This window comes from Alcanivorax sp. UBA3183 (genome assembly GCF_002364155.1).
Lineage (GTDB): Bacteria > Pseudomonadota > Gammaproteobacteria > Pseudomonadales > Alcanivoracaceae > Alcanivorax > Alcanivorax jadensis.
The window spans coordinates 1-4004 of record NZ_DEXN01000032.1; the positions used below are offsets into that span (position 1 = coordinate 1).

4 protein-coding genes are annotated in these 4004 nt (G+C 57.8%); 1 reads left to right on the plus strand and 3 read right to left on the minus strand.

Annotated features, from left to right (window positions below):
- Positions 1-195: 195 nt before the first annotated feature.
- From B3Q33_RS10705 to glnK, 3 genes are all read right to left on the minus strand, one after another.
- Positions 196-1395 (minus strand): class I SAM-dependent rRNA methyltransferase, encoded by a 1200-nt coding sequence (locus tag B3Q33_RS10705; RefSeq protein WP_272961680.1) that lies wholly within the window; start codon positions 1393-1395, stop codon positions 196-198.
- Between the two features lie 282 nt (positions 1396-1677).
- Complete coding sequence (locus tag B3Q33_RS10710; protein WP_035250608.1) at positions 1678-2937, minus strand: ammonium transporter; 1260 nt, start codon at positions 2935-2937, stop codon at positions 1678-1680.
- Positions 2938-3008: 71 nt separating this feature from the next.
- Positions 3009-3347, minus strand: a complete 339-nt coding sequence (gene glnK / locus B3Q33_RS10715) for a P-II family nitrogen regulator (protein WP_008930504.1) — start codon at positions 3345-3347, stop codon at positions 3009-3011.
- Positions 3348-3718: 371 nt separating this feature from the next.
- Here glnK and B3Q33_RS10720 point away from each other — a divergent pair, with 371 nt between their 5' ends.
- Positions 3719-3967, plus strand: coding sequence for an accessory factor UbiK family protein (locus tag B3Q33_RS10720; RefSeq protein WP_035250611.1), 249 nt, complete (start codon positions 3719-3721; stop codon positions 3965-3967).
- Positions 3968-4004: the final 37 nt, after the last annotated feature.

Consider the following 4004-nt stretch of genomic DNA (forward strand, 5'->3'; position numbering starts at 1 on the left):
GGCGAACTGCACCATCAAACGCCGGATCGGTGCAGTTCGCCTTAGGCTCAGTGCACCCTACGCAATCTGTGGTGGCGGTGAGGAATTCAGATTTGCGATTTGGTCACCCGGAAGGATGGCCCCGGGGCAAGCCGCCTCACGCCTCACCCGGGAACAGATCGATTCCGTTTTCGCTAATCCGCAATAGTTTTCAGGCTACAGGGAGAAGTTTATCCGGCAGAACCAGCTTTTCAGATAGGACGTTTCCGTAATGGCCGGGTGTACCGGATGGTCCGGCCCCTGCCCTTGATAACCGATTACCTGCACGCTGCGGTCGATGTGTCGGGCGCTGCTGTGGATCACGTCCAGCAAACGGTCCGCCGGCATATGCATGGAGCAGGACGCGGAGATCAGATAACCGCCCGGCTTGATCAACCGCAGGGCCAGCTCGTTGATAGCGTGATAACCGGCCAGGCCGTTCTTGAAATCCTTTTTGCGTTTCACGAACGCCGGCGGATCCAGCACCACCAGATCATACTTTTCGCCATCGGCGATCAGCTGCTTCATGGCGGCAAAGGCATCGCCCTGGATGCTGCCTACCTTGTCCGCGACCCCGTTTAGCTTGGCATTGCGATGCACATAGTCGATGGCGGTTTCCGAGGCATCCACGCAGGTGACCGATTCCGCGCCGGCCATTGCTGCCTGCACACCCCAGCCACCGCAATAGGAAAACACGTCCAGCACCCGCGCCCCTTTGGCCAGTGGCACCATGGCCTGGCGGGCACTGCGGTGGTCGTAGAACCAGCCTGTTTTCTGCCCTTCAGCCAGCGGCGCCACAAAGCGGGCGCCGTTTTCGGTGAGTGACACCTCGTCGACCAGATCGCCTTTCAACGCCTTGGTATAGCGCTCCATACCCTCGATTTCCCGGGCCGCCGCTTCGTTCTTGGCAATGATATGGGTCGGATTAAGTACCGCATCCAGGGCACTGACGATAGTGTCCAGGTGCGCTTCCATGGCTCCTGAACCGGTCTGCACCACCAGCACATCACCGAAACGGTCCACCACCAGCCCGGGCAGGCCGTCGGCTTCGCCGAAGATCAACCGGTAGCTGTGTTCATCGAACAAAGTCTCGCGCAGGGCCAATGCCTGCTCGATGCGTTTCTTGAAGAAACTGCGCGACAGCTCCTGCTTCACGTCGCGACTATAGAGACGGGCCGCAATCAACGAGTGAGGGCTTAGAAGAGCCCGGCCCAGCGGCTTGCCCTGACTGTTCTCCACAATGCAGGCGGCACCAGCAGGCAGATCCTTGAGCGGGGTCTGGCGGGTATCAATTTCGTTGGCGTAGACCCACAGGTGGCCGGCCTTGAGGCGGCGTTCTTCGTTCTTACGCAGGCGGATAACAGTGGTTTCGCTCATGGTGCTCACAGACAGCTGGCGGGAAAGGCCGCATGATAACACAGGGGTATGGCACCACTGATCCTGCAACGATGGCGAATGACGAGAGGCGAGAAACGACAACATGGCTTTCCCGAACGCCGGGTTTTGCTTTTCGTGACTCGGTCCTCGTAACTGGTATCACGCAATCGATCTATCGCACCGGCATTGGCAACCCTGCAAACGCCCAGCGACCCTGTTTGTGAAAACAAAAAAAGGGCGCCCGAAGGCGCCCTGTCATTTCAAGGAAATCGTTGTGAAGGATTAACCTTTCACGAATTCCGGGTAGGCTTCCATACCGCAGTCAGCCATATCCATGCCTTCGTACTCATCTTCTTCTGCAACCCGGATGCCCATGACGGCTTTCAGGATGCCCCAGACGATCAGGCTGGCCACGAATACCCAGATGAAGATGGTAGCTGCACCGATGATCTGGCCGGAGAAGGACACATCAGCGTTGGTAACCGGTACCAGCAGCAGACCCAGCAGACCAACCACACCGTGTACGGAGATGGCACCAACCGGATCGTCGATCTTCAGCTTGTCCAGAGTCAGGATGCTGAACACTACCAGCACACCACCAGCGGCACCGAACAGAGTAGCCAGCAGCGGAGTCGGAGTAGACGGCTCGGCAGTGATGGCAACCAGACCCGCCAGGGCACCGTTGAGCAGCATGGTCAGGTCAGCCTTGCCGAACAGGATGCGGCCAACGATCAGGGCAGCAACAGCACCACCAGCGGCAGCAGCGTTGGTGTTCAGGAACACCATGGCAACAGAGTGTGCGCTTGCAGCATCGCCCAGCTTCAGTACAGACCCGCCGTTAAAGCCGAACCAGCCCATCCACAGGATGAAGGTACCCAGAGTCGCCAGGGGCAGGTTGGCACCCGGGATAGCGTGCACTTCACCGTTAGGACCGTATTTGCCTTTACGAGCACCCAGCAGCAGCACACCAGCCAGAGCAGCAGCAGCACCAGCCATGTGAACGATGCCGGAACCAGCAAAGTCAGAGAAGCCCAGGTCGCCCAGGTTGTACATGCCAAACACGTCAGCACCACCCCAGGTCCAGGAACCTTCCAGCGGGTAGATCACACCGGTCATGAATACCGCGAAGACCAGGAAGGCCCACAGCTTCATACGCTCGGCAACCGCACCGGAGACGATGGACATGGCGGTAGCCACGAACACCACCTGGAAGAAGAAGTCAGACGCACCAGAGTAGACGGAATCACCATCGAATCCGTTCTCGGTAGATGCGCTCAGCACACCGGCCAGATCGAAGGCTTCGATACCGTCCAGGAAGATGCCGCCGCCGTACATGATGGCGTAACCACACACCAGGTACATGATGCAGCTAATGGCAAACAGCGCCACGTTCTTGGTGAGAATTTCGGTGGTGTTTTTCGCACGCACCAGACCGGCTTCCAGCATGGCAAAACCGGCAGCCATCCACATTACCAATGCGCCACACACCAGAAAGTAAAAGGTGTCCATGGCGTACTGAAGTTCAAAAATTTGATTTTCCACAATGCAACCCTCCGAAAATGGAAGCGTGTTCTCTAAACCCTGGCATGGGTCGATTTACAACACGGTAAAACTTAAATCGCGTCCTCACCGGTCTCACCGGTACGGATACGAATCGCTTGCTCCAGGGAAGTGACGAAGATCTTACCGTCACCAATCTTGCCGGTATTGGCAGCTTTCGCGATGGCTTCAATCACCTGATCCAGAGAGGACTCAGCGATGGCCACCTCGATTTTTACCTTGGGCAGAAAATCCACCACGTACTCGGCACCCCGGTACAGCTCGGTGTGACCTTTCTGGCGTCCAAAGCCTTTCACCTCGGTAACGGTGATGCCTTGCACGCCGATCTCGGAGAGTGCTTCACGCACGTCATCCAATTTGAACGGCTTAATTACGGCAGTAACCAGTTTCATTTCATTCTCCTCAGCTTTCACCGCGTCCGGTGTCGTCCGTTTCACTTCGAGCCCCGTTATGGTTCCCGATCCACAGTTTGCTCGAACGCTCTGACCCAATAAGTGCACGACCCATGCCAGGTTTAGAAAATCATGCATTTTCAGCGGGTTATATCCCGATCCCGATTCAAGGAACGGGTTCGGCGCGCCATTATAGCGCACCACCTTGGGGCGGGTTCCAACTTGGTGCAGAGCGGTTGCCCTGCACCGCCGGTGCCGCGCCAGCGAACACCGTGCTACCATCCGCCCATCAATACAAGCACCGCCGCCACAGACCGCATTACTGGCGGCCCGGGCCAGCCATTACCCCTGGTCCTCGATGGAGATTCAAGATGCCTGATCAACCCTTTATCGACCGCCTGATGGCCGACATCAGTGGGCGCCTACCCACCGATCTGGGCGGCCTGCGCAACGAAGTGGAGCGCAATGTGCGCAGCGTACTGGCGGAAGCGGTCAGCCGCCTGGATCTGATCACCCGGGAAGAGTTCGATATTCAGCAACAGGTATTGATGCGCACCCGGGAAAAACTGGAGGCGCTGGAGAAGCAGGTAGCGGAGCTGGAGAAAACGACGGACGCCTGACGCCCGGTATTTCCCGTAGGAGCTAGGCTTGCATGGC